The sequence below is a fragment of the Streptomyces sp. RPT161 genome, assembly GCF_027533845.1.
Lineage (GTDB): Bacteria > Actinomycetota > Actinomycetes > Streptomycetales > Streptomycetaceae > Streptantibioticus_A > Streptantibioticus_A silvisoli_A.
The window spans coordinates 1-25,096 of sequence record NZ_JAPZVN010000014.1 but is presented as its reverse complement, the minus strand read 5'-3'; the positions used below and the strand labels follow the sequence as shown (position 1 = coordinate 25,096).

General features: G+C 70.5%; 16 protein-coding genes and 1 pseudogene. 6 read left to right on the top strand and 11 right to left on the bottom strand.

The genetic code is table 11. The features are described 5' to 3' along the window. The first annotated feature begins 146 nt into the window (after nucleotides 1-146). Entirely contained in the window at nucleotides 147-1,688 is a 1,542-nt protein-coding gene (locus tag O5O46_RS24225; RefSeq protein WP_269857672.1) for a hypothetical protein, read from the top strand. Nucleotides 1,689-1,822: 134 nt separating this feature from the next. Here the strand turns inward: O5O46_RS24225 and O5O46_RS24220 are convergent, their stop codons facing one another. From O5O46_RS24220 to O5O46_RS24210, 3 genes are all read right to left on the bottom strand, one after another. Continuing rightward, on the bottom strand, nucleotides 1,823-6,778 hold the full coding sequence (locus tag O5O46_RS24220; protein WP_269857671.1) for an NAD-glutamate dehydrogenase: 4,956 nt from the start codon (nucleotides 6,776-6,778) through the stop codon (nucleotides 1,823-1,825). A gap of 397 nt (nucleotides 6,779-7,175) precedes the next feature. Continuing rightward, nucleotides 7,176-7,829, bottom strand: a complete 654-nt coding sequence (locus O5O46_RS24215) for an HAD family hydrolase (protein WP_269857670.1) — start codon at nucleotides 7,827-7,829, stop codon at nucleotides 7,176-7,178. 42 nt (nucleotides 7,830-7,871) lie between these two features. Further along, nucleotides 7,872-8,378 carry a DUF6912 family protein gene (locus tag O5O46_RS24210; RefSeq protein ID WP_269857669.1) on the bottom strand — a complete coding sequence of 169 codons (507 nt, stop codon included), beginning with the start codon at nucleotides 8,376-8,378 and terminating at the stop codon, nucleotides 7,872-7,874. A 318-nt stretch (nucleotides 8,379-8,696) separates the two neighbouring features. On the opposite strand from O5O46_RS24210, the gene O5O46_RS24205 reads away from it, so the two are divergent. Further along, nucleotides 8,697-9,218 carry an Rv3235 family protein gene (locus tag O5O46_RS24205; protein ID WP_269857668.1) on the top strand — a complete coding sequence of 174 codons (522 nt, stop codon included), beginning with the start codon at nucleotides 8,697-8,699 and terminating at the stop codon, nucleotides 9,216-9,218. 50 nt (nucleotides 9,219-9,268) lie between these two features. Here the strand turns inward: O5O46_RS24205 and secA are convergent, their stop codons facing one another. After that, the gene (gene secA, locus O5O46_RS24200) at nucleotides 9,269-12,052 is read right to left on the bottom strand and encodes a preprotein translocase subunit SecA (protein WP_269857667.1); all 2,784 of its coding nucleotides are present in this window, start codon (nucleotides 12,050-12,052) and stop codon (nucleotides 9,269-9,271) included. Between the two features lie 226 nt (nucleotides 12,053-12,278). On the opposite strand from secA, the gene O5O46_RS24195 reads away from it, so the two are divergent. Beyond that, on the top strand, nucleotides 12,279-12,869 hold the full coding sequence (locus O5O46_RS24195) for a GNAT family N-acetyltransferase (RefSeq protein WP_269857666.1): 591 nt from the start codon (nucleotides 12,279-12,281) through the stop codon (nucleotides 12,867-12,869). 46 nt (nucleotides 12,870-12,915) lie between these two features. Next, nucleotides 12,916-14,178 carry a winged helix-turn-helix domain-containing protein gene (locus tag O5O46_RS24190; RefSeq protein WP_269857665.1) on the top strand — a complete coding sequence of 421 codons (1,263 nt, stop codon included), beginning with the start codon at nucleotides 12,916-12,918 and terminating at the stop codon, nucleotides 14,176-14,178. A 19-nt stretch (nucleotides 14,179-14,197) separates the two neighbouring features. On the opposite strand, the gene O5O46_RS24185 is transcribed toward O5O46_RS24190, so the two are convergent. From O5O46_RS24185 to mtnA, 7 genes are all read right to left on the bottom strand, one after another. Then, nucleotides 14,198-14,926: a response regulator gene (locus O5O46_RS24185; protein WP_269857664.1), complete on the bottom strand. Its 729-nt coding sequence runs from the start codon at nucleotides 14,924-14,926 to the stop codon at nucleotides 14,198-14,200. A gap of 181 nt (nucleotides 14,927-15,107) precedes the next feature. After that, entirely contained in the window at nucleotides 15,108-15,785 is a 678-nt protein-coding gene (gene hpf, locus O5O46_RS24180; RefSeq protein WP_269857663.1) for a ribosome hibernation-promoting factor, HPF/YfiA family, read from the bottom strand. 435 nt (nucleotides 15,786-16,220) lie between these two features. Further along, nucleotides 16,221-17,048, bottom strand: a complete 828-nt coding sequence (locus O5O46_RS24175; protein ID WP_269857662.1) for a ComF family protein — start codon at nucleotides 17,046-17,048, stop codon at nucleotides 16,221-16,223. 201 nt (nucleotides 17,049-17,249) lie between these two features. Then, complete coding sequence (locus tag O5O46_RS24170) at nucleotides 17,250-19,091, bottom strand: LpqB family beta-propeller domain-containing protein (RefSeq protein WP_269857661.1); 1,842 nt, start codon at nucleotides 19,089-19,091, stop codon at nucleotides 17,250-17,252. A gap of 35 nt (nucleotides 19,092-19,126) precedes the next feature. Beyond that, on the bottom strand, nucleotides 19,127-21,211 hold the full coding sequence (gene mtrB, locus O5O46_RS24165; protein WP_269857660.1) for an MtrAB system histidine kinase MtrB: 2,085 nt from the start codon (nucleotides 21,209-21,211) through the stop codon (nucleotides 19,127-19,129). Between the two features lie 7 nt (nucleotides 21,212-21,218). After that, on the bottom strand, nucleotides 21,219-21,896 hold the full coding sequence (mtrA, locus tag O5O46_RS24160) for a two-component system response regulator MtrA (protein WP_255932903.1): 678 nt from the start codon (nucleotides 21,894-21,896) through the stop codon (nucleotides 21,219-21,221). A 98-nt stretch (nucleotides 21,897-21,994) separates the two neighbouring features. Next, nucleotides 21,995-23,131: an S-methyl-5-thioribose-1-phosphate isomerase gene (gene mtnA / locus O5O46_RS24155; RefSeq protein WP_269857659.1), complete on the bottom strand. Its 1,137-nt coding sequence runs from the start codon at nucleotides 23,129-23,131 to the stop codon at nucleotides 21,995-21,997. 157 nt (nucleotides 23,132-23,288) lie between these two features. Between mtnA and O5O46_RS24150 the strand changes: the two genes are divergently transcribed. After that, on the top strand, nucleotides 23,289-24,593 hold the full coding sequence (locus O5O46_RS24150) for a hypothetical protein (protein WP_269857658.1): 1,305 nt from the start codon (nucleotides 23,289-23,291) through the stop codon (nucleotides 24,591-24,593). A 72-nt stretch (nucleotides 24,594-24,665) separates the two neighbouring features. Beyond that, nucleotides 24,666-25,012 (top strand): annotated as a pseudogene (locus tag O5O46_RS35645) (hypothetical protein); the annotation flags it as partial. Between the last annotated feature and the right edge of the window lie 84 nt (nucleotides 25,013-25,096).

The window sequence follows — 25,096 nt, the reverse complement described above, 5'->3', positions numbered from 1 at the left end:
TCCGGGCGCCGACGGAAACCCGGCCGACCGTGAAACCGACCACCTGCCGTTGGCTGGCGGCGGCCCGTTCGCCTCCTGCCCGTAACCCGCGCGCGGTCATTGTCGGTGGGCGCCGCGACGCGCCCCGAGGACGTGCGGGAGGGTTCATGGCGGGTGTGTTGACAACGGACGGCGGCAGTACGGGCGCCAGGCGGCGGGAGCCGCGCGCGGGCGGTGCCGCCCGGCTGGCGCGCTGGCGGCCAAGCCCCTACGCCCTGGCCGCCACGGCCTTCCTGGTCCTGATCACCGTCCTGGCCTGGCGGAACAACATCATCTCCGACTTCGGCCAGCACGCCTCGGCGATCGACCGGATCAAGGCCGATCCGCTGCACCCGGCGAACCCGCTGGTCGACGTCTCCGGCGACAACAGCCCGTACTACTCGCCGCTGATCGTCCTGCTCGGCCTGATCGCCAAGGTGACCGGGCTGGCGGGCTGGCAGGTCCTCAAGGGATGGGCGCCGGTCAACCTGGCCTTCTTCCTGGCCGGTGTCGCCGCGTTCTCCCGCACACTGAGCAGGAACCGCTGGGTTCCGGTGCTGGCGCTCGCCGCACTGATGCTGCTGTGGGGGATCCGGCCGGCGGCATGGAGCGGCTTCCTCAACCCGGGCGCGCTCACCCGGAACGTGACGTTCCCCTCGACCTTCGCGATCGCGCTGACCCTGCACACCTGGGCGCTGACCGCGCGGGCCGCACGCGCCCGAGCGGGGCTGCTGACGCATGCCGTGATCGGGGTGTGCATGGGGCTGATCCTGCTGATCCACCCGATCACGTCCATCGGCGCGGCGGCCGGGATCGCCGCGATCGTCGTCGGCTGGCAGCGGAACTGGGACCGCACGGTCGCCGCCCGCTGGGCGCTCACCGTCGCGGTGGCCGTCGTCCTGGCCGTCGCCTGGCCGTACTACGACGTCTTCGCGCTCGCCGGGGACACCACCGTCGACAAGTTCCACAAACAGCTGTACGGGCGGCGGCTGATCACCTGGTACGGGCTGAGCCTGGTCGGGGTACCCGCGTTGTGGCTGCGCTTCCGGCGGCACCGTCTGGACCCGCTGCCGTTGCTGTGGCTGGCGGACATCGCCATCGCGGCGTACGGCTGGTTCAGCGGTCGCTACACCTACGGGCGGATCTTCGGGCTGCTGCTCGCTCCCCCGCAGTTCGCCCTGGCCGTGGAGCTGGTGCGGGCCCGCCCGTGGGGCCTGGCCCGCAGGGTGATGGCGGCGGTCGCGGCCGGGGCGGCGGCGATCGGGCTGGCGGTGCAGACCGGCTCCATCGTGCAGATCCCCCATCTGCAGCACCTGGCCACCTGGCCCAGCTACCGCTGGGCGAGCGACCACATCCCCGTCGGCGATGTCGTCCTCAGCGACGACTACCGCGCGACCCACGTCCTGCCCGCCTACGGGATCTTCCTGGTCTCCGGCGCCTGGCCCGACCCATCCCTGCCCGTGGCCGTCCGCAACCGCCGCAGCCACGACGTACGCGTCTACTTCTCCCCCCACGCCACCCCAGCCGTCCAGCACCTGGTGGCCACCCGCTACCACGCCGCCTGGGCCCTGCTGGACCACGGCCAGCCCCTCCCCGCAGGCGGCAAGCTGGTCGCGACAAGCCCGCAGACAGGCGAACGACTGGTACGGCTGACCCCAACGCCCCGCTGAACCCCGGGAGTTGGGGCACACCCCGGCGGAGGCTCAGGCCGGAGGCGCGGGCCCCAAGAGCGGTCCGCAGGCGCCGGGGCCGCAACGCGCGGCCCCAAAGCGGGCGCGGGGCAGAGCCCCGCGCCCCTTTCGGCTCAGCTGTGCGTGCGCAGCAGCGTACGCATGGTCCGCATGGCCACCGATAGGTTCGCCAGGTCGAACGAGTCCGAGCTCTGGATCTCCTCCAGGGTGGTGCGGGCCCGGCCCAGCAGGGCCGTGTTCCTCTGCTCCCAGGCGGCGAACCGCTGCTCCGGCGTCGCCGAGCCGTTGCCCGCCGACAGCACGTCCTGGGTCAGTGCCGCGTGGGCGGCGAACAGGTCCTCGCGGATCGCGGCCCGGGCCATCGACTGCCACCGGTCGGCGCGCGGCAACTCGATGATGCGGTCCAGCAGTTGGGTGATCCGCAGCCGGTCGGCGAGGTCGTAGTAGACCTCGGCGACATCCAGCGGATCCTTCTGCACCCGGTCCGCCACCGCGACGATGTCCAGCGCGGGGAAGACCGATGAGAAGCCCGCCACCCGCGTCGCCAGCTCCTCCGGCACCCCGGCACCGGTCAGCTCGTCGTGGATGCCCTGGTACCACTCCAGGTCCGCGCCGCGCAGCAGCTTCGGCAGCTGACCCCACACCGTGGCCACGCCCTCGCTGAAGAACTCGATGGTCTCGGCGATCTCCAGCGGCTGCGGCCGGTTGTTGAGCAGCCAGCGGGTGCCGCGCTCGACCAGGCGTCGCGAGTGCAGCCGGACGCGGGTGAGCACATCCGCGGCCACCACGTTGTCCAGGGACTCCACCTCGTCCCAGATCCGCGCCATGTCGAAGATCGTGCGGGCCGCGGTGTGCGCCCGGACGATCTCCTCGGTCGAGGCGCCGGTCTCCTCCTTCATGCGGTGCAGGAAGGTCGTACCGGCGGTGTTGATCGTGTCGTTGACCAGCAGCGTGGTGATGATCTCGCGGTGCAGCGCGTGCCCGTCGACCTGCTCGGGGAACCGCTCCCGCAGCGCCTTGGGGAAGTACGCGTGGAGCAGCCCCCGCAGGTACGGGTCGTCCGGCAGCGTGGTGGCGATCAGCTCCGCCGCCGTGGTGATCTTCGCGTAGGCCAGCAGAACGCAGGTCTCCGGATCCGTCAGCCCCTGACCGGCGCTGAGCCGCTCACGGATCTGCCGGTCGGTGGGCAGGAACTCCAGGGCCCGGTCCAGCTTGCCCTCCCGCACCAGGCGGCGGATGTACCGCTGCTGCGCGGGCAGCAGGCTCGCCGCCTGCGCCATGCTGTTGGCCAGCGCCACGTTCTGCGCGTAGTTGTTGCGCAGCACCAGCGCGCCGACCTCGTCGGTCATCTCCGCCAGCAGCTGGTTGCGCTGCTTGACGGTCATGTCGCCGTCCGAGACGACCGCGTTGAGCAGGATCTTGATGTTCACCTCGTGGTCGGAGGCGTCCACACCGGCGCTGTTGTCGATCGCGTCGGTGTTGATCCGGCCGCCGTTGCGGGCGAACTCGATACGGCCCAGCTGGGTCAGACCGAGGTTGCCGCCCTCGCCGACCACCTTGACCCGCAGGTCCGAGCCGTCCACCCGGATCGCGTCGTTGGCCTTGTCGCCGACGTCGGCGTGCGACTCCGTGGAGGCCTTGACGTACGTGCCGATGCCGCCGTTCCACAGCAGGTCGACCGGCGCCTGCAGGATCGCCTTCATCAGCTCGGCCGGAGTCAGCTTGGCGACGTTGCCCGCCAGCCCCAGCGCCTTGCGGATCTGCGGGGTGATGGCGATCGACTTGGCGCTGCGCGGGAACACCCCGCCGCCCGCCGAGATCAGCTTGCTGTCGTAGTCGGCCCAGCTGCTGCGCGGCAGCTCGAACAGGCGGCGCCGCTCGGCGTACGAGCTGGCGGCCTCCGGGTCCGGGTCGATGAAGATGTGCCGGTGGTCGAAGGCGGCGACCAGCCGGATGTGCTCGGACAGCAGCATGCCGTTGCCGAACACGTCACCGGACATGTCACCGACACCGACGACGGTGAAGTCCTCTTCCTGGGTGTTGTGGCCCATCTCGCGGAAGTGCCGCTTGACCGACTCCCAGGCGCCGCGGGCGGTGATGCCCATCTTCTTGTGGTCGTAGCCCACCGACCCGCCGGAGGCGAACGCGTCGCCGAGCCAGAAGCCGTAGGAGATCGCGACCTCGTTGGCGATGTCGGAGAACGTCGCGGTTCCCTTGTCCGCGGCGACCACCAGGTACGTGTCGTCCTCGTCGTGCCGGACCACGTCGTGCGGCGGCACGACCTCGCCGCCGACCAGGTTGTCGGTGATGTCCAGCAGACCGGAGATGAACGTCTTGTACGAGGCGATGCCCTCGGCCAACCACGCGTCCCGGTCGACCGCCGGGTCCGGCAGCCGCTTGCCGACGAAGCCGCCCTTGGCGCCCACCGGCACGATCACGGTGTTCTTCACCATCTGCGCCTTGACCAGGCCCAGCACCTCGGTGCGGAAGTCCTCACGCCGGTCCGACCAGCGCAGACCACCGCGCGCCACCTTGCCGAACCGCAGGTGCACGCCCTCGACCCGCGGCGAGTACACCCAGATCTCGTACGCCGGGCGCGGCGCCGGCAGGTCCGGGATCGCCTGCGGGTCGAACTTCATCGACAGGTACGGGTGCGGCTTGCCGTCCGCGTCGTGCTGGAAGTAGTTGGTGCGCAGCGTCGCCTTGATCAGGGTGAGGAAGGACCGCAGGATCCGGTCCTCGTCCAGCGAGGCGACCTGGTCCAGCGCGCCGTCCAGCTCCTCCAGCAGCCCGTCGATCAGCTCGGAGCCCGCGCGCTGGTGCTCCGGGGACATCCTGGCCTGGAAGAGGTTGACCAGCAGCCGGGTGGTGTGGACGTTGGTGCGGAGGGTCTCCTCCATGTAGTCCTGGCTGAACGGGGCGCCCGCCTGCCGCAGGTACTTGGCGTAGGCGCGCAGCACCATCGCCTGCCGCCAGGTCAAACCGGCGCGCAGCACAAGGGCGTTGAAGCCGTCGTTCTCCGCCTGGTCGGTCCACACCGCGGCGAACGCTTCCTGGAACCGCTCACGGGCGTCATCGCCGATGTCACCGACCGAGCGGTCCAGGCGCAAGCCGAAGTCGTACACCCACGCCCTGGTGTGGTCCGAGCGCTTCAGCTCGTACGGGCGCTCGTCGACCACCTCGACACCGAGCCGCTGGAGCACCGGCAGCACGGCCGACAGCGACACCGGCGCGCCGGTGCGGTAGATCTTGAAGCGGCGCTCGCCGCGGGTGGCGCCCACCGGCTCGTACAGCGACAGCGTGAAGTCGCCCTCGGGCTTGAGCTGTTCGAGGTGCTGCAGGTCGGCGACGGCGGTACGCGGGGTGAAGTCGGCCTTGTAGCCCTCGGGGAAGCCGTGCGCGTAGCGGCGGGACAGCTCGGCGGCCCGCTCCTCGCCGCACTCGGCGGCCAGCGCCTCGTTGAAGCCGTCCTCCCAGGAGCGGGCGGCCTCCACCAGCCGGGCCTCGATGCGGTCGACCTCGGCGTCGGTCAGCTCGGGCAGCTGGGTGCCCGGGGCGACCCGGATGACGAAGTGCAGCCGGGAGAGCACCGATTCGGTGTTCCAGGCGGTGAAGTCGACGGTGCGGCCCTGGAGTTCTTCCTTCAGGATGTCGGTCAGCCGCAACCGGACCGCGGTGGTGTAGCGGTCCCGCGGCAGGTAGACCAGCGCCGAGTAGTAGCGGCCGTACTCGTCCTTGCGCAGGAACAGCCGCAGCCTGCGGCGCTCCTGCAGGTACAGCACGCTGGTGACGATCGGACGCAGCTCGTCCGCGCTGGTTTGGAACAGCTCGTCGCGCGGGTACGTCTCCAGGATCTGCACCAGGTCGCGGCCGTCGTGGCTGTCGGGGGTGAAGCCCGCCCCGGAGAGCACTTCCTGCACCTTGCGGCGGATCACCGGGATGCGGGAGACCGACTCGGTGTAGGCCGCCGAGGAGAACAGGCCGAGGAAGCGACGCTCACCGGTCACGTTGCCGTCGGCGTCGAACGTCTTCACACCGACGTAGTCGAGGTACGAGGGACGGTGAACGGTGGCGCGGCTGTTGGCCTTGGTCAGGATCAGCAGCTTGGGCTCGCGCGCCTTGGCACGGGCGTCCGCCGGGAGCCGGTTGAAGGACGGCGAGGCCGGGCCGCCGTCCTCGCTGACCCGGTGCTGCGGGTCGGAGCGCAGGACGCCCAGACCGGTGCCGGGCACCGCGGTCAGCACGTCCTCCTGCGTACCGTCCGGGCCGGGCTCGGTGGCCAGCCGGTACTCGCGGTACCCGAGGAAGGTGAAGTGGTCGTCGGCGAGCCAGCGCAGCAGCTCACGGGCCTCGCTGACCTCCAGCTCGGGCAGCGGCGGCGGGGTGGCGGCCAGTTCGTCGGAGACGCGCAGCGCGGCGTCCCGCATCTTCGTCCAGTCCTCGACGGACTCGCGGACGTCGGACAGCACACGGCGCAGGTCAGAGGTGATCTGGTGGAGGTCCTCGCGGTCTGTCTCGCGGTCGATCTCGACGTGGATCCAGGACTCCACGCAGGCGTCGTGCGGCAGCTCCGCGCCGGGCAGCCGGGCACTGGCGGCCTCGACGAGGTTGCCGGTGCCGATGATCTCCAGCAGCTTGCCGGTGACATCGCGGCGGACGACGACCTGCGGGTGGATCACCACGTGGATCGCCCGGTCCTGGCGGGACAGCTCGTTGGTGACAGAGTCGACGAGGAACGGCATGTCGTCGGTGACCACCTCGACGACGGTGTGGCTACAGGTCCAGCCGTTCTCCTCCACGGAGGGGGTGTGCACGCGCACGTTGGCGGTGCCCTGGGGGCGGACCTCCGCGAGGCGGTAGTGCGACATCGCGGCGCCGTACACGTCGACCGGGTCGCGGTCCACGAGGTCCTCGGCGGCGGTGTGCAGGTAGTAACGCTGGAGGAATGTCTGGACGGCCTCGGTCGTATCGAGGCCCGGTCCAGGTTCTCCCCCCGCCGGGCTGTTCTCAGCTACCCGTGCCGCCCGGTCGAGCAGCTCGGCCTTGGCTTCGTCCAGCTTGGTTTGCATGTCCTCTGACTCCTGTCGCGCGCCGTTGCGTGACGTCAATAGGTGTGATGGCTGGTCGCCCCGGCGCGGGATTGCCGTTCGGGAACGACGTTATGCCTAGGTGAGGGATGTCCGGGCGGTTGTCCCAGGATTTGACCCGGATGTAACGGTCAGCGGCGACCCGGGCGTGGTGCCGCCCCGGACGCGCGGGGGCACCGTCGCCCCCGATGGCTATCGCGCTGATCACGGAGCTAAGGCTATCTCTCCGCGCGGGGAAGCTGTCAGCGACCTTTTATGTATAAAGACACAGGTCGATGTCGACACTATGGCCACGTCGCCATGGCCACCCGCCGAAGCGCGCCACCACCCCGCCGGTTCCGCCGAACGCAGCCTCCCCTGGCCGACCGGACGCCGCGCCCTAGCCGACGAGACGCTGCGCCTCCGCCACCGCCTCCGCCAGGCTGTCCACCACCGGTACACCCGCCGCCTCCAGGCTGGCCCTGGCATGGGATCCCCCGGTGTAGAGCACGGCCCGCACGCCCGCCGCGGACGCCGCCGCGGCGTCGTCCACCGCGTCACCGATGACCACCGTGTGCCGCGGCTCGACCCCGTCGAGCGCCGCGAGGTGGCGTATCAGATGCTCCGCCTTGCCCTCACCGGACCGGCCCACCCGGCCGTCCACCCGGACGAAGTGCGACTCGATGCCGTGCTCGCGCACCAGCGGCACCAGCCGGTCGTGCGGCGCCAGCGAGCACAGCGACTGGGTGCGCCCCGCCTCCCGGCCCGCCGCCAGCAGTTCCACGGCCCCGGCGGCCAGACCACAGCCGCCGGCCAGCGCCCAGTAGTGGCGGTGGAATATCGCGTCCATCACCAGCCACTCGTCCTCCGTCGGCAGCCGCCCGGTCAGCCGCTCGTAGAACCGCGGCACCGGCACGCAGTACAACTCCCGGTACCGCTCGCGGGTTATCGACGGCAGGCCTATCTCGACGAACGAGGCGTTCGTCGCCTCGACCACCGCGTCGACGTCGTCGAGCAGGGTCCCGTTCCAGTCCCAGACCAGGTGAGCCGTCATGCTCAAGACGGTACCGGTGGGATCTGACAATCGGGCCGGGGCTCAGCCGATCAGCGCCGGGATCTCCTGCGTGGCGTACCAGAGCAGCTCGTGGTCCTCGGCGCCGTCCACCACGAACCGCGCGTCGTCGTCGCCCGCGTCAGCCGCGCCCAGCGCATCGGCGGCCGCCGCCACGTCCGGCTCGGCGTCCTCGGCGTCCACGTGCACCGCGGCCGCCTTGGACAGCGGCACCGGCGCCGCCAGGCGCACCACGCCCAGCGCGGCCGGGTCCAGTCCGCGGTCCGGGTCGGCGGTCACCGCGCCGTCCGCCACGTCGACCGCGACCACGACGCGGCGGCGCGCCGCGGCGGCATCCCCGGCCAGCAGCCGCAGGCTGGCCTGCGCCGCCCGGGAAAGGGCCGCGTACTCCAGTTCCTCGATGTCGTCCGAGACGTACCACTCACGCAGCGCGGGCGTGACCGCGTACGCGTCCAGCGGTGCCGGACCCAGCTCGCCCGCCTTGTGGGCCTCGGCGAGTCCGGGCAGGGTCGTGGGGATGTAGACGCGCATCGCTGCCGCTCCGTGGCCGTACCGATGAGGAACGGTCTCAGCATACGGTCGCGCCCCGCACGGCCGGTCACCCGTGCGGGCAGGGCGTCCCCCTTCGTGGGGTGCGTCCCGGCCCGGCCGGTCGCCCCGCCGCCCCCGGAAGCGCCGGATCCGGCGCGCCAGCACGCGCCCATCACCCTGATAGGTGAATTCCGCGGCCGCCTCCCCGCCGGTCCGCCGGTCCTTGTCGCCGTCGCCGCGCGCTCGCTAGAAGTCTCCTCGACCACGGACAGCAACCGCCCGGCGACCTTGCGCCAGGCAGAGCAGGGGAACCCAGCGATGACCACCAGCACCTTCGACCCGGCAGCGGACGCCCGCCGCCCGGCCCGCACCACCGCCCGACGGCCACCGACGGTCACCGCGCCGCCCGCCCGCCGCGACAACCGGCGCCCCGGCCCACCAGGCCCGGGCTCCCCCGGACCACGGCCGCACCGCCCCGGCCACCACACCAGCGCCGACACGGCACGGCAGGCGCAACCGCACTGGTGGTTCGCCGACCGGCTGGTGGAAGTCCTCAGCGGCCGCCGCCCGGCCGCCTGGATGCTCGGCCACACATCCGGCGAGGCCGCCTACGAACGGCTGTGGCAGCTCGCCTCCCAGGGCGCACTGCGCCCGCCCAAAGGCCACCCCGCCCCCCGAGTCCACGGCTGCGGCTACCGCGCGCCCGCACCCGGGGTACGCGAGGCGTTCGCCCGGGTCCGCTTCGGGGACACCCTGCGGGCACTGGCGTTCCGGCTGGAACTCGGCACCGACCGCCGCTGGCGCTGCACCGCCCTCGAATGCGCGGCACCGGCATGGTGACGCACGAGGGCCGGGCCTCCGTCGGGAACCCGGCCCTGTACACGCCCTCGCTACTTCTTGCGGCGACGGCCGCCCTTCTGCGCCTTGCGCCGCTCGGCACGGGTCATGCCGTCCGTCTCCGACACGACCGGAGCGCCCTCACCGCCGGTGCTGAAATCACCCTCGACGATGCCGCCCTCACCGTCCACCTTCGGTGCGGAGAAGTGCAGCCGGTCCGGGCGCTGCGGAGCCTCCAGGCCCTTGGCGCGGATCTCCGGACGCACCGCGCCCGCCGGAACCACGTCCTCCTTCTCCAGCGCAGGCAGCGCGTCGACCGGCACCGGAACCTCCTCGACCTGCTGCTCGACCTGGACCTCCAGGTTGAACAGGTAGCCGACGGACTCCTCCTTGATGCCGTCCATCATGGCGTTGAACATGTCGAAGCCCTCACGCTGGTACTCCACCAGCGGGTCGCGCTGCGCCATGGCACGCAGCCCGATGCCCTCCTGGAGGTAGTCCATCTCGTACAGGTGCTCACGCCACTTGCGGTCCAGCACCGACAGCACCACGCGGCGCTCCAGCTCGCGCATGATGTCCGAGCCGAGCTCCTTCTCCCGCGCCTCGTACTGCTTGTGGATGTCCTCCACGATCATCTCGGAGATGAAGTCCGCGGTGACGCCCGCACGGTCGCCCGCCGCCTCGTCCAGCTCGTCGATGGTGACCGTGATCGGGTACAGCTGCGCGAACGCGCCCCACAGCTTCTCGAGGTCCCACTCCTCCGCGAAGCCCTCGGACGTCTCCGCCTTGATGTAGTCCTCGATGGTGTCGTCCATGAAGTGCATGACCTGCTCCCGCAGATCCTCGCCCTCCAGGACCCGGCGGCGCTCGCCGTAGATCACCTCACGCTGCCGGTTGAGCACCTCGTCGTACTTCAGGACGTTCTTGCGGATCTCGAAGTTCTGCTGCTCCACCTGCGACTGAGCGGACGCGATCGCCCGGGTCACCATCTTGTTCTCGATCGGCACGTCGTCCGGCACGTTCGCCATCGCCATCACGCGCTCGACCATCTGCGCCTTGAACAGGCGCATCAGATCGTCACCCAGCGACAGGTAGAACCGGGACTCGCCGGGGTCGCCCTGACGGCCGGAACGACCGCGCAACTGGTTGTCGATACGGCGCGACTCATGCCGCTCGGTGCCCAGCACATACAGCCCGCCGAGTTCCTTGACCTCCTCGAACTCGGCCTTGACCACGGCCTCCGCGCGCTCCAGCGCCTCGGGCAGCGCCGCCGCCCACTCCTCGACGTGCTCCACCGGGTCCAGACCGCGCTGTCGCAGGTCCGCCTCGGCCAGGTCGTCGGGGTTGCCGCCGAGCTTGATGTCGGTACCACGGCCCGCCATGTTGGTGGCCACCGTGACCGCGCCCTTGCGACCGGCCTGCGCGACGATCGTCGCCTCCCGGTCGTGCTGCTTGGCGTTGAGCACCTCGTGCGGCACGCCGCGCTTGGCCAACTGCTGCGACAGGTACTCCGACTTCTCCACCGAGGTGGTGCCGACCAGGACCGGCTGGCCCTTCTCGTGCTTCTCGGCGATGTCGTCCACGACCGCCCGGAACTTCGACTCCTCGGTGCGGTAGATCAGGTCCGACTTGTCCATCCGCTGCACCGGACGGTGGGTGGGGATCGGCACCACGCCGAGCTTGTAGATCTGGTAGAACTCGGCGGCCTCTGTCATCGCCGTACCGGTCATGCCGCACAGCTTGTCGTAGAGGCGGAAGAAGTTCTGCAGGGTGATGGTGGCCAGCGTCTGGTTCTCGTTCTGGATCTCCACCCCCTCCTTCGCCTCGATCGCCTGGTGCATGCCCTCGTTGTAGCGGCGGCCCGCGAGGATACGGCCGGTGTGCTCGTCGACGATCATGACCTCGCCGTCGATGACGACGTAGTCCTTGTCGCGCTTGTACAGCTCCTTGGCCTTGATGGCGTTGTTCAGGAAGCCGACCAGCGGCGTGTTGACCGACTCGTAGAGGTTGTCGATGCCCAGCCAGTCCTCGACCCGGGTGACTCCCTCCTCCAGGACACCGACGGTGCGCTTCTTCTCGTCGATCTCGTAGTCGCGGTCCAGCTTCAGCCGCTGCACCAACTTGGCGAAGTCGCTGTACCACTTGGTGGCCTGGTCCGCCGGACCCGAGATGATCAGCGGGGTACGGGCCTCGTCGATCAGGATCGAGTCGACCTCGTCCACGATCGCGAAGTTGTGGCCGCGCTGCACCAACTCTTCCTGCGACCACGCCATGTTGTCGCGCAGGTAGTCGAAACCGAACTCGTTGTTGGTGCCGTACGTGATGTCGCACGCGTACTGCTCACGGCGCTCCGCCGGAGTCATGTTGGCCAGGATGCAGCCCACCTCAAGGCCGAGGAAGCGGTGCACCCGGCCCATCCACTCCGAGTCACGCTCAGCCAGATAGTCGTTGACCGTGATCAGGTGGACGCCCTTGCCGGAGATCGCGTTCAGATACGCGGGCAGCGTGCCGACCAGCGTCTTGCCCTCACCGGTACGCATCTCGGCCACATACCCGAGGTGCAGCGCGGCGCCACCCATCAGCTGGACGTCGTAGTGGCGCTGTCCGAGCACCCGCTTGGCGGCCTCGCGCACCGTGGCGAACGCCTCAGGAAGCAGGTCGTCCAGGCTCTCGCCGTCCGCGTACCGCTGCTTGTACTCGTCGGTGAGGGCCCGCAGCTCGGCATCCGTGAGGTTGACGAAGTCCTCTTCGATGGAATTGACCTGGTCCGCGATGCGGGTCAGCTTGCGCAGGATCTTTCCCTCGCCTGCGCGCAGGATCTTGCCGAAGACGGACACGTAGGCTGGCTCCTTGCCGGTCGGGCCTGGCACGTTTCTCTCGCACTGGGCACAGCGGGTGTTTCGCTTGGCTGTATACAGCTGTCTACAGCCTCCGCTGCACCGGCCATCGTAAGCGAGGACACCAGCCCGTCGGGAGGTCCGCCGTCGGACCCGCGCGCTGTCACTCCGGTCAGTGACGGAAATTACCTGTCCAAAGGGGTAAGCGACCGGAAATACTCCTCCGATGGAACCCGTCACCCTGACCACCGAACGCCTGCTCCTGCGCCCCCTGGAGCCGCGCGACACCGAGGCCGTGTACACCGCCTGTCAGGACCCGGACATCCAGCGCTGGACCTCCGTACCCTCCCCGTACACGCCCGAACACGCACAGACGTTCGTCGAGCGGATCTCCCCGGACGGGTGGCGAACCGACACCCAGTACCCCTTCGGCGTGTTCACCAAGGCGGACGGCCGGCTCGTCGGCACGGTCGGCCTGGTACGGCTGGCGCTGCTGCACACCGAGGAGCGGCAGGCGGAACTCGGCTACTGGACCGCCAGGGAACAGCGCGGCCACGGCTACACCGTCGAGGCGGCACGCGCCACGTGCCAGTGGGCCTTCACCGCACTCGGCGTGCAGCGCATGGAGTGGTACGCCGAAGTCGGCAACGCCGGATCGCGGGCGGTCGCCCTCAAGACCGGCTTCCGGATGGAGGGCACCCTGCGCGCCCGCATCGTCCACCAGGGCGTCCGGCGCGACGCGTGGATCGGCGCGCTGCTGCCCTCCGACTGGTCACTGGAGACCGCCACCCCGTACCTGCCCCACCCGCGTCCCTGACCGCACGCCCCCGGCGTTGTCAGTGGTGCCCCCTACGCTGATCCACATGACGAATCCGCCGCGCACCACGCCCGCCACCCGGCGCCCCGAGGCCACGCTCCGCGCGGACGAGGCCCGCCGGATAGCACTGCGCGCCCAAGGGCTGCTCGGCGCACCGGACCGGCGAGGCGGAGTACGCGGAACGCTGCGGCGGCTCGGCGCCGTCCAGTTGGACACGATCTCGGTACTGGCCCGCTCCCACGAACTCGTCCCCTACGCCCGGCTCGGCGGCGTCGGACGCACCGCGGTGGAATCGGCGTACTGGGGCGCCGACGTCCCGGCGCCCCGCCGCTCGCCCGAGGCCACCGGCGCGGCGGCCTTCGAGTACTGGTCACACGCGGCATGCGTGCTGCCCATCGAGGAATGGCCGAACTTCGCCTTCCGCCGCCGAGCCCGCCGCGCGAAGGGCCACCGCTGGCACGTGCTGGACGACGCCGAGCGGTCCTGCGCCGCGGTGCTCGACCGGCTGAAGGCCGACGGACCACTGACCTCCACCGAACTGGGCGGCGCCAAGAACGGCGGACCGTGGTGGGACTGGTCCGAGACGAAGATCGCCGTGGAATGGCTGCTGGACACCGGCGAGGTGGTGTGCACCCAGCGACGCGGCTGGAAACGGGTCTACGACCTCGCCGAACGCGCCGTCCCCGGCGACCTGCTGCACGACGACCTGGCCGACACCGAATGCCTACGCCGACTGGTCGCACAGGCAGGCGCCGCACTGGGCGTGGCGACCCGCGCCGACCTGGCCGACTACCACCGACTCAAGGCCGACCAGGTCGACGCGGTGATCGAGGACACCGGCCTGGTGCCCGTCGAGGTCGAAGGGTGGGCCACCGGCCGCAAGGCCGCCGCACGGGGCGGCACCGCAGAGGCATGGGCCGACCCCGCGGCACTGTCGACCGAGCCGCGCGGCAGGCACCGCACCACCTTGCTGTCCCCGTTCGACTCCCTCATCTGGGACCGCGCCCGCACCCAGCGGATCTTCGACTTCACCCACCGCCTGGAAGCGTATGTGCCCAAACCCCAGCGCATACACGGCTACTTCGCGATGCCACTGCTGGCAGGCGGCAAACTCGTCGGCCGGGTAGACCCGGCACGCGAGGGACGCACCCTCGTGGCCCGTCAGATCTCGGTGAGCAGCCCCAAGGCCGTGACCCCCATGGCGAAGGCGCTACAGGAGGCGGCGGAGTGGGTGGGCTGCGACACGATACGGGTGGAGCGCATGGACGACCACAAGCTGGCCGCCGAGCTGATGAGGCAACTGGCGTGAGGGGCAAGCCCCGTGCGGGCTACCTGATCTCCAGAATCTTCTCTCGCATCGCGTAGACCACCGCCTCCATCCGGGAGTGCAACTGCAACTTCTCCAGGATGTTGCGCACATGGTTCTTGACGGTGTTCTCGCTGATGAACAACTCCTTGGCGATATCACGGTTGTTCATCCCCGTGGCGACCAGCTTCAGCACCTCCAACTCGCGATCCGTAAGCCGAGGAGCGGGCACGAATCGGCGCTCGTCGGTGCGCTGGATCATCGACTTGAACTCGGTGAGCAGCTTGGCCGCCATCGACGGGCTGATCTGCGACTGGCCATCGGCAACGGCGCGGATCGCCGTCGACACCTCGTCCGTGGAGATCTCCTTGAGCAGATACCCCGTGGCCCCCGCCTTGATCGCCTCGTACAGGTCGGCCTCCTCATCGCTGATCGTCAGCATGATGATCTTCGCGCTGGGGGCCACCTCCTTGATGGACGTACACGCCTCGATACCGCCACGCCGCGGCATCCGCACATCCATCAACACGATGTCGGGCAGCAGATCGGCCGCCTTCTCAACGGCCTCCGCCCCGTCCCCGGCCTCACCGACGACCTGGATGTCCTCCTCCTGCGCCAGCACGATCTCCAGACCGCGCCGGAACAGGGCGTGATCGTCCACGACCAGCACCCTGATGGGCTCGCTGCGCCGCTCGCCCCTGCCCCGGCCGTCGTCCCCTTCGACGGCCGCCGACTCGAAGCTGTCCGGCATCGGTTCCTCCCCCTCAGGCCAGTGCCCCAAGGCAACTGCACTGCACGGCGATGGCGGGCCAACCATCCCCCAGCTCAGGCCGGTTGGCACTCCCACCATGATTTCACGCCGTACAACGGCGCGCGGTTAACCACGGACACAGCGGCGCCCCCGGACTCGCCAGGGGCGCCACCGGCTCCGATCACCGACGCAGCGCTCCACCCGCGCCGGTAGGAGGCTCTGCCTGGGGGTCCTCCTTGAGGTAGATGACGCCGTAGTCATAGCCGTGGCGCCGATAGACCACGCTCGGTTGGTGCCGTTCGGAGTCGACGAACAGGTAGAAGTCGTGTCCGACCAGCTCCATCGCGTAGAGCGCCTGGTCGAGCGTCATCGGGGATGCGGCGTGGGTCTTCTCGCGGACGACCAGCGGGCCTTCACCCTGGACATCCAGCGGCCCCGCCTTGGTGGTGGGAACGCCGCCGACGGCGCCTTCCGCGCCCGCCTCCGCACTGAGCGTGGCCAGGGGCGCGGTGTACTCGGCGACACTGACCGCGGCACGGCCGCCACGACGGGCCATGTGCCGCTTGTCGGCAAGCTTGCGCAGCTGCGCTTCCAACTTGCTGGTCGCCGCGTCCAGCGCCGCGTACGGATCACTCGCCGCCGCTTCGGCCCGGATCACCGGGCCCCGGGAGTGCAGCGTGATCTCCACCCGGTCGGAACGGTCGGCAAGCCGCGGGTTGTGCTCCTTGGAGACTTCGACATCCAGGCTGATCGCTTTGCCGTCCAGCTTCTGGATCTTCTCCAGCTTCAGCTTCTCGGCCACGTGCTTGCGAAACCGCTCGGGCACTTCGGTCTTACGGCCCTTGACGACGATGTCCACGCAGAACTCCGTTCCCGGACAGCCCCGCGCGCGCGGGGCACATCCCTTGCGCTAAGGCCGGCGGGCACCAGTCCCATCCGGCACTGCGATCACTGCCACCCCACCAGCCCCAGACGCCTCCGGAGCAGCGAGGTCGCGGCTTTCACCTCCTCCTCCCCCGAGGGGAAGATCAACACCCCATCCATTCGGTGGAAATGCTGCTGCCCGGCTGTGCGGAGTACGACTGATGCCATGCACACCGAATGCCGCAACTCCCTTCAAGCCCGGCGATCAGCGACATAGCATCTGACACTCCTCACAACCGAACATAGCCCTCGGAAGCCGAGGTCGGCACCCCCTGTGGGGCTATACCTCCGTTCGGGTGCATCCGCTCTCGTACTACGAGCAACGACTCACCGGCACAGTCGGTTCCAATTCCCTTGTGACCAGGCGTAATCACCGCTCCCGACGGCGCCCCCGGTCACCGGCGCGCCCCCGCGAGCGGCGCCCGCCGGCCGAGTCCTCCGGCGGGCTCACCCGCCGCACCGACGGCACCGCTCCCACCAGCCCGAACGCACGCGGCGTCGCGGCCACCACCGCGGCGGCACACACCCGACCGCCCGCCTCCCGCACCGCACGCGCCGCCTCCACCAGCGACGCGCCCGTGGTCATCACGTCGTCCACCACCACGACAGGACCGACCCGCAGCAGTCGTCCACTGCCGGAAACCGCCTCCAGCGCACCCGCCAGGTTCTCCAGACGCTCCGCCGCCGAAAGACCCGCCTGATCGGCGACCAGCCGCCGCTGCCGCAGCACCGCCAGCACCCGCGCCGACACCCCGCCGCGACGCAACTCTCGCGCCGCCCGCAACGCCACCCGCCGCGCCGGATCATGCCCCCGCGCCGCGGTGGCCCGCCGAGCGGAGGGGACGGGGACCAGGAGCAGGGGGGTGTGGGGGGCCTCCCCCTCCCCCTCCCCTCCCCCCACCCCCCGCATCGCCGCGCGCACCGACTCCGCCAGGGCCTCGCCGAGTGGCTCGGCGAGGCGCAGTGCGCCGCGCTCCTTGTGCGCGAGGAGCACCGCGCGCACCTGGTCCTCGTACGCGCCCGCGGCGTAGACCGCGGGCAGTCCCGGCGGCACGGGGTCCGGCCAGACCCGCCGGACCGTGCCCGCGTCGCACAGCTTCTCCCGGCAGCCGTCGCACAGGGCGCTGCGAACCCGGCCGCAGCCCGCGCAGTCGACGGGTAGTACAAGATCGGCGAGTTCCCGACACCACGACCGCATGGGATTACTGTGCCGGTGGGGCGGGGGTGGGGCCACCCCTGTGGATAACCGGGCTGTGGACAGCTCGTAGACGGGGCTGGAGGCCCCAGGGGGCTCGGGGAGGCCCAGGGCGGGCGTATTCCCTCGCAAGGCGGTCCCGAAGTCCGCCAGTCGCCCGACGAGCCCCCGCACGGACGGCCCTGCGCCGATGCTCCCGGGGCGTCAGCCCGGGTAGACCGGTGCGGTCCCGTCCGGGGACACCTGCTGCCAGTCACCGTCGATCGGCAGTTGGTACATGCCTTCGTCGGAGGCGACCAGCAGCGGCCGCTGCTGGTCCTCGAAGGCGGCGACCGCGGAGACCTTGCTGATGCCCGGCAGGGTCGGGGTGTACGCGGCGGAGCCGTCGGTGTCCACGTACTGCAACTGCTGCACACCGCGGGACTGCTTGCCGACCACCACCAGGCGGCTCTCGCCCGCCCAGGAGGCCGCCTCGACATCGTCCAACTGCGGCGCCACGGCGCGCAGTTCGGTCACCGAGATCTGCGGTTGCTGCGCGGTTCCGGAGCGCTCGATGCGGCCCAGTTGGAGCGTGGTGCGCCCGCCCTGCTGGATCAGCAGGGCGATCCGTACCCCGTCGGCCGCGACGCGCAGCGACTTGATCTGGCCGTCCGCGAGATTGGGCACCGACACCTCGGTGGTCTTGCCGTCGCGCCACATCAGCAGCCGCTGGTGCTGCGGGTCGCGGTCGGCGACCCACAGGTTGCCCAGGCCGTCCCAGCTGGGCGCGGACAGTCCCTGCGACGGGTCGCGGGCCTCACTGGTCAGCGCCTCACGCGCGGTGCCGCCGGAGGACAGCGGGGCCACGTACAGCGATCGTCCGTCGGCCCTGACGCCTGCGGCGGTCTGCCCGTCGCGGGTCACGGCGACGGACTGCAGGTGCGCCGACGCCTCCCCGAACGGGCCGGGTACCGGGTGGGCGGTCTCGGCGTTTCCGGCGACGGCGACCATGCGGTGGTCGGTGTCCACGTAGTACTGCTGCGCGCCGTTGCCCACCACGCGCGCGGGCGCGTACGCCTGCGCCTGGTCATGCCCCAACGAGCAGAGGGTGGCGCCGTCAGGTCCCACCACGTCGATGGAGGTGACCTGTGTGGACGACTGCTCCTGGACGGTGTGCAGCAGTTGTGCCGCCATCCGCTGGCACCGGCCCTGTCCGGCACGCGCCACCGGGCCGCCGAGTTGGACCCGCAGTTTGCCGGAGTCGTCGAGGCTGACCTTCTGGCTCTTGAGCCACGCCCCGGCCGGGAACGCCGAAGTGACCACCGGCTGCAGCCAGTTGCTGGGACCGGCCAGCAGGGCCTGCACGGTCGAGGTGACCGGGTCTATCCGCCGCCGCACATACACCGGGTCGGCCACCAACACGTCCTTCGCCAGCGGGATTTGCGACTCCTCCGGCCCCAACTGCGCGAAGTAGTACAAGTTGACTGAACGGTAGATGCGCTGGAAGTCCGACTCGCTGAGCACCAGCCCGTCCGGCAGGCTGTCGATCCGCCACTCTCCGGCGACCTTGACCAGGTGGTAGCTGGTCCGGTAGGCGGACGTGGCGGGCGAGTACGAGTGCTTGCGGTCGACCGTGGCGACCTGCCCGCCGGTGAGCGTGATCGTGGTGCCGATGTCCTCGCGTGCCTCGCTGGCGCGCTCCTGGTCGAGTTGGGGGCCGCCGGACAGCACGGTGATCTGCGCGAACGGATCCCACTGGACGGCCTGACCGGTCAGGTACTTCTTCGCGGTCTGGTAGTCGGCCTCGTCGCTGGTGGTCGCCTCCAGGAAGCCGCGCACGATCTGCATCGGCTGCTCGTTCTTCTGCGGCTGTACGCCGAACACCCGCACCTGCGGGTCGGAGTCGGCCCGCTGCTCGTTGCCGACCTTGGTCACGTCGCTGGTGTCCGGCATGGTGGCGCAGCCGGTGAGCAGGAGGGCGCAGCACATCAGTGCGCCGGACGTGACGCCCCATTTGATGGGCGTGCCCCGCTCGTCGGGCGTGCGGCGGCGGTCGGGCTGCGACATGCCGGTGTGTCCTCCCCTTGGGCCCTGTGGGCCGGTCAGCGGTCCGCGTCCTGCTTCCGTACGGCGTCCGGCGCAGCTGTGGTGCCCGTGGTGTTGGCCGGTTCGGGGCGTTCCGTGGGCGGTGCGGCCGGTGCGCTCTCGGTGGTCCGGGGGCCGACGACCCTCGCCCCGCTGCCGGGTAGTGCGGCCGGGTCGGCGGCGGGCGGGCGGGCTGGGTGCGCGGGTACGGCGGGCAGTGGTGACCTCGCGGCGGGCACGGCTGCGCTGGTGTGCGCGTCGCGAAGCGCCTTCGAGGGGTTGGCGGCGGCGCGCTGGCGGCGTGAGTCCTCGGGTTCCAGCGGGATCGGTGAGCCGCGCAGGGACTCGCCCGCGGTGCGCGGCAGGGTGAGCCGGAACTGGGATCCGCCGCCGGGTTCGCCCCAGGCCTGGAGCCAGCCGCCGTGCAGTCGGGCGTCCTCGACGGCGATGGACAGGCCGAGGCCGGTGCCGCCGGTGGTCCTGGCCCGGGCCGGGTCGGCGCGCCAGAAGCGGTTGAAGACGCGGGTGGCCTCGCCGGGTTTGAGGCCGACGCCGTAGTCCCGTACGGCGATGGCGACGGCGCCGCCCGCGGAGGCGAGCCGGACGATCACGTCGCGGCCTTCGCCGTGCTCGACGGCGTTGACCACGAGGTTGCGCAGCACGCGTTCGATGCGGCGGGCGTCGGCCTCGGCGACGATCGGCTGTTCGGCACCTCGCACCACGACGCGGCTGCCCTTGCGTTCGGCGAGGGGTTCCGCCGCGTCGACCACGCGCCGTACGACCTCGCGCAGGTCGATGGGCTCGGCGTCGAGGGCGGCGGCGCCCGCGTCGAAGCGGCTGATCTCCAGCAGGTCGGACAGCAGCGACTCGAAACGTTCCAGCTGGCTCTGGAGGAGTTCGGCGGAGCGTGCGGTGACCGGGTCGAAGTCCTCTCGGCCGTCGTGGATGACGTCGGCGGCCATCCGGACCGTGGTCAGCGGGGTGCGCAGTTCATGGGAGACGTCGGAGACGAACCGGCGCTGCATCCGGGACAGTTCCTCCAGCTGCTGGATCTTGGTCTGGAGGGTGTGCGCCATCTTGTTGAACGATTCGCCGAGCCGTGCGATGTCGTCCTCGCCGCTGACCTTCATCCGTTCCTGGAGGAATCCGGCCGCGAGCCGCTCGGAGATGCCCGCGGCCATCCGGACCGGGGTGACGACCTGGCGCACCACCAGCCAGGCGATGGCGCCGAGCAGGCCGACGACGAAGACACCGGCGGTCGCCAGGGTGGTCTCGACGAGGCTGAGGGTCTTCTCCTCCTGGGTGAACGGGAAGAGGTAGTACAGCTCGTACGCCTTGCCGTTGGCGTCGTTGAGTCGCTTGCCGATGACCAGACCCGGCTGGCCGTCCGCGTCACCCTCGCGTTTGATGAGGGTTTCCTTCTGGTGCGCCCCGGACTCCTGGGCGACGGCGTTGCGCAGGTCTGCGGGGACGCTGTCCTCGGGCAGTACGTCGCCGGAGGCGCGCGGTCCGCGGGTGCTGGGGCTGTCCACGAGGTAGGGCTGCTGGTCGGCGTCGGAGCTGAGCGCGACCACGTAGTAGACGCCCTGGCCACCGCTGGCGAGCTGCTGGACGAGGTTGGTGAGCCAGGTGCCGGGGTCGACCTGGCCGCGGCCCGCGGCCGGCGTGCCGTTGCTGGTGGTGCCGGTGGGGTCGCCGGGGGCTCCGGAGTTGGCGGCGAGCGACTGGGCGACGTTGAAGCCGCCCAGTGCCTGGCCCTGGGCGGTGGCGGTCTTGGCTTCCAGCAGCCCGTTGCGGACCTGCCCGATGACGACGATGCCCAGCACCAGCACGACGGCGAGGGACATCAGCAGGGTGGTGGCGACCACCCTTACCTGGATGTTGCGCCGGTACAGGCGTGCCGCGGGAAGCAGCGGGCGCCGCGCCCAGCGCAGCGCCGACCGCAGTACGGGCAGCAGCCCGCGCAGCGGGTCGGCGTGGCGGCTTTCCAGCCGCTCGCGTTCATGGCCAGGCGGCTGCTGGTCCTGGTTCACGGCATGCGAGGGCCCGGCCTCCGCGCCCTGCCCGGATCCCGTCGCCTCGATGCCGTTGCCCGCGGGCATCCCGATGTCAGCCCGGCCCGGCCTTGTAGCCGACGCCGCGCACGGTCACCACGATCTCCGGGCGCTCCGGGTCCTTCTCCACCTTCGACCGCAGCCGCTGAACGTGTACGTTCACCAGCCGGGTGTCGGCGGCGTGCCGGTACCCCCAGACCTGTTCGAGCAGCACCTCGCGGGTGAAGACCTGCCAGGGCTTGCGCGCGAGCGCGACGAGCAGGTCGAACTCCAGCGGGGTGAGCGCGATGGCCTGCCCGTCGCGCTTGACGGAGTGCCCGGCCACGTCGATCACCAGGTCGCCGATGGCGAGCTGCTCCGGAGTCGGCTCCTCGGCCCGGCGCAGCCGGGCCCGTACCCGTGCGACCAGTTCCTTGGGCTTGAACGGCTTGATCACATAGTCGTCGGCGCCGGATTCCAGGCCGACCACGACGTCCACGGTGTCGCTCTTGGCAGTGAGCATCACAATGGGTACGCCGGACTCGGCCCGGATCTGGCGGCATACGTCGATGCCGTCCCGGCCTGGCAGCATCAGGTCGAGGAGCACCAGGTCCGGCTTGGTGTCGCGGAAGGCGGCGAGGGCCTTGTCGCCGTCCGATACGAACGACGGCTCGAAACCTTCTCCACGCAGCACGATGCCGAGCATCTCTGCCAGTGCGGTGTCGTCGTCGACGACAAGGACGCGTCCCTTCATATCGACATCATCCCATTTTCGCATCTGACCTATGGAGTCAGGTGACTCACCTCACGTTTCGAACCTGCCTCGGCGCTGAAGATGCCCCTCCGATCCCCTCATTGACGCGTATCAGACGGTGCTAGAGCGGCCAGCGTGGCCGCTGTTACGGGAGAGGCGACGCCGTTCTCCGTGACCAGTGCGGTCACCAACGGTGCGGGAGTGATGTCGAACGCGGGGTTGTACGCCTGGGTGCCCAGCGGTGCCAGGACGATCCCGGACCCGGCCTCGGCGATCGGGTGGGCGATCTCCGTGACCTCGTGGCCTGGGCGCTGCTCGACCTCGATCGACGCGCCGTCCGCGGTGGCCAGGTCCACCGTGGTGGTCGGGGCCACCACCACGAACGGCACGTTGTGGTGGTGGGCGAGCACGGCGAGCGGATAGCTGCCGACCTTGTTCGCCACCGAGCCGTCGGCGGCGATCCGGTCCGCGCCGATCAGTACCGCGTCGACGGCGCCGTCCGCGAACAGCGAGCCCGCCGCGTTGTCGGCGAGCAGCGTGTACGTCATGTCGGCGCGCGCCGCCTCGTAGGCGGTCAGCCGGGCGCCCTGGAGCAGCGGCCTGGTCTCGTCCACCCACAGGCGGCGCAGCAGGCCCTCTCGGTGTGCGGCGTGCGCCACGGCGAACGCGGTACCAGCGCCCCCGGAGACCAGGGCACCGGTGTTGCAGTGGGTCAGGATCCGCAGACCCCCGCCGGGCACCAGCTTCTTCAGCAGTGCCAGACCATGGCTCGCCATGCGCTCGCTGGCCGCCGCGTCCTCCGCGTGCAGCGCGCGGGCCTCGGCGAGCGTCGCCCGGGCGGCCCGCTGCGGGTCCGCCGTGGTGTCGAGTGCACTGCGGTACGCGGCCGCCGCGCGGCGCACCCCGTAGCCGAGGTTGACGGCGGTCGGCCGGGCGGACGCCAGTTGCCGCTCGGCCTCGGCGACGTCGAAGCCGCGAGCGGCGGCGAGGGCGATCCCGTACGCCCCCGCCAGCCCGAGCACCGGCGCACCGCGCACCGCAAGGGTGCGGATGGCGTCCACCAGCGCCTGTACGTCGGTGCAGACCAGCTCGATTTCCTCCACGGGGAGTCGGGTCTGGTCGAGAAGTATGAGCACGGGCCCTTCGGGCGGCTCCTCCCAACGCAGCGTTGGGATGGGGACCGGAGAACCGGACTGTGAGTCGTTGGCCAGAGATACCACGGACTGATCACCCATCTGTCCAGTCTGCCCTGACCGGGGGGCGCTTTTGAATGCCCCGTACAGGGCACCCCTCACGACGGGACCGTGTGCGCGCCGCCCATGGCACGATGGCCGCGGGCCCGATGGGGGTCGACCCGACAGGTCCTGACGCGCAGTAACAAAAGGAGCACCGATGAACAACTCTCCGGGCTGGGCTTCGCCCGGATCCGGCCCCGCCGGCTCTTCCGGACCGTCCGGGCAAGGCGACCCGGCGGACCGGGACGAACACAGCGCGCCGGACGCCGGAGCGGAGCAGCCCGCGCCTCAGGACGCCGTGCCCCCGCAGTGGTCCAAAAACCAGCCGCCGCCCGCCAGTTGGGACGCGTCCGGTACGCCGCCGCGGCCACCGGCGGGACCGGGCGGCTCCGTCCCACCGCCTCCGCCAGGCCCCGGGCCGCAGTGGGGCACACCGGGTTGGGGCGGTGCGCCGGGGCCGTACTGGCAGCAGATGCCACCGGCACCCAGGCCAGGTGTGATTCCGCTACGTCCGCTGGCCGTCGGGGAGATCCTCGAAGGCGCCATCGGCACAATGCGCGCCCACTGGCGCACCGTGCTCGGCATCTCGCTCGGCGTCGCCGTGGTGACGCAGGCGGTCTCGACCGCGGTCAACGGCTCCTTCTTCACCAGCAACCCGAGCCTGGACAAACTTCGCGACGGCACCAGCGCGAGCGTCAGCGACGTGCTGAAGGCGTTCGGAGACTCGGTGGCCGGAACCGGTCTGACGTCGCTCATCAGCATGCTCGGGCAGATCATCGCCACAGCCATGCTCACCATGATCGTCAGCCGTTCCGTACTGGGCCGACCGGTCACTGCAGGCGACGCCTGGCGTGACTCCCGGCCACGGCTGGTCCGCATGCTGGGGCTGACATTGCTGATTCCGGCCATCGGCCTCGCGATAGTCGGCGTGGCCATCACGCCCGGCATTCTCCTGGCGGTCTTCGGACCGGAGAGCGCGGGTGTGGGCCTGGCGCTACTCGGCGCCGTGGTGGGCGGCGGCATCGCTGTCTGGCTGACCATCAGCCTGAGCCTGTCGTCTCCGGCCCTGATGCTGGAGAAGCAGGGAGTGTTCGCCTCGCTCTCCCGCTCCTACAAGCTGGTACGGGGCTCATGGTGGCGGGTCTTCGGCGTGCAACTCCTCGCCGTGGTCCTGGCTTTCGTGGTCACCTCGATCGTGTCGATCCCGTTCACGGTGATCGCCCAGATCGTCGGCAGCGACAACATGGCCGGCTTCTTCGCAGCCGGTTCACACATCAGCTGGTCTTTCCTCATCATCATCGCCGTCGGCGGCGTCGTGGGCACCACGCTCACCTTTCCGCTCAGCGCCGGGATGACCGCGCTGCTCTACATGGACCAGCGCATTCGCCGTGAAGGCCTCGACGTCGAACTGGCTCGTGCCGCCGGTGTCGAGGGGTACGCGGCTTCCGCCTCGCGGGAGTGAGACAGAAAGAGGGCCCACGTCCTGACTCTTAGGTTCTAGTGGTCGACGCAGCACCCCAGTTCAAGGGGTGCGATGGACTTCGAGATCAGGGAGAACCGGGGACAGGCCCAGGGGCCAAGGAGACTGGTCCGCGAGCGGAAGCAATGCTTCCGGCTCGTGGATCAAGGACTCAGCTAGGACGAGGCGGCCCGGCTCGTCGGTATCAACCACCGATACCGGGCCGTCCTCGTCCGACCCACCGGCCTCCAGGTACCTGCGCGAGGCGAGCGCATCCACATGGCCGACCGGCTGCGTGAGAAGGCGTACGTCCCGGTAGATCTGCCAGGCCTGCGGCCAGCCCTACCCGACCGGCCAGAGATGCACGTGACCCACGAGACGGTCTACCAGGCCCTCTATGTCCAGGCCGCGGAGAACTCCGCTGGACTGGCAGCTCTTTTCGTGCGGGCATACAAAAAATGGCTGTGGCCCCTGGATCTGGATCCAGGGGCCACAGCCATTCAATA